Source organism: Acinetobacter lwoffii (genome assembly GCF_024129115.1).
Taxonomy (GTDB): Bacteria; Pseudomonadota; Gammaproteobacteria; order Pseudomonadales; family Moraxellaceae; genus Acinetobacter; species Acinetobacter lwoffii_T.
Genome location: NZ_JAMXXO010000057.1, coordinates 1 through 1,482 on the forward strand (window position 1 = coordinate 1; position 1,482 = coordinate 1,482).

Sequence of the window (1,482 nt, forward strand, 5' to 3'; positions counted from 1 at the left end):
GTGTTAGAACCCATTTAAAGTGTCTATATTCTCACCAATAAAAATGTCTGGTTTATGATGGTTTTTATCACCATGGACTGGATATAAAATATAAATGCTGATCACTATGTCTGATAAAGAAATTCAACGTCTTGCAGTTCTGCAAGACGTTAGAGATCATCGTATTACCCAGGTCCGTGCTGCTGAAATCCTGAATCTTTCCACCCGTCAAATTACCCGGTTATTGCAGAAGCTCAATCAAGATGGTGTCTCAGGTATGGCACATGCCAGTCGTGGTCAACCGGGTCATCGTCGCCATGACGTCCTGTTAAAATCAGAATGTCTTTCCATTATTTCTGAACATTTACTTGGCTTTGGTCCTACATTGGCTCATGAGAAGCTCAGCAGCATGTTGGCCTGCATATCCCGGTAGAAACGGTTCGTCGCTGGATGACTGCAAATGACCTCTGGATTCCTCGATCCAAGCGCCTGAAACGTCCATATCAGCCTCGATACAACCGTGATTGCTTCGGTGAGCTGATCCAGATCGATGGCTCATATCATGACTGGTTTGAAGGTCGAGCTTCCAAATGCTGCTTGCTGGTTTATATCGATGACGCCACTGGAAAGCTGTTGCATCTGCGCTTTTGTGAGGCTGAAACGACCTTTGATTATATGCTTTCAACCCGAGCCTACATTGAGCAATACGGCAAGCCTTTAGCGTTTTATAGCGATAAACACTCGGTATTCCGAGTGAATCAGAAATCGAGCCAAGATAGCCAGATCACGCAATTTGGGCGGATTCTGAATGAGTTAAATATTGATATTATCTTCGCCAACTCACCCCAGGCCAAAGGCCGTGTGGAACGTGCCAATAGAACACTCCAGGATCGCCTGATCAAGGAAATGCGCCTAGAAGGTATCTGTTCAATTGCCGAGGCAAATGCCTGGCTGCCCTGCTTTATTGAGCATTTCAATCAGAAGTTTGCCAAGTGTGCGCGAAACTCAAAGAATTTACATCGGCCATTAACCGAATCTCATCTTGAACTGGATGATATTTTTACCTGGCAGGAACCGCGTAAGGTCACCAAGAATCTGACCCTGACCTATGACAAATGTATTTATCTGCTTGAACCGATAGAGCTGAATCATAAGCTTGTTGGGCAATATATTTCATTTCTGGAGTACCCGGATGGGACTGTGGCCCTCATGCACGAGGGACGAAAGCTCAACTACAGCATTTTCAATAAATTAGCTGGGCTACAGCAGAATGAGATCGTTGAGAATAAACGGTTAGGTACAGTTCTGGCACATATTCAGCAACAGCATGAAGAGTTGGAAAAACAGAATAAACGTTCCCGTCTCAAGAAAAGTATGCCGAGTCGTAAAGCTCAGAAAGCTGTTATTGAACAAAGAAAGTTAAATCCTGTGCTTGACTCTTGTGGTTAAAAACAGGACATTTTAAATGGTTTATCGCATAGACATTTTAATTGGTGAATAACA

At 43.7% G+C, this 1,482-nt stretch carries 1 pseudogene; it reads left to right on the plus strand.

Going from position 1 to position 1,482, the window contains the following annotated elements:
* The first annotated feature begins 94 nt into the window (after window positions 1-94).
* Window positions 95-1,428 (plus strand): annotated as a pseudogene (locus NI470_RS15640) (ISNCY-like element ISAba32 family transposase).
* Window positions 1,429-1,482 lie beyond the last annotated feature (54 nt).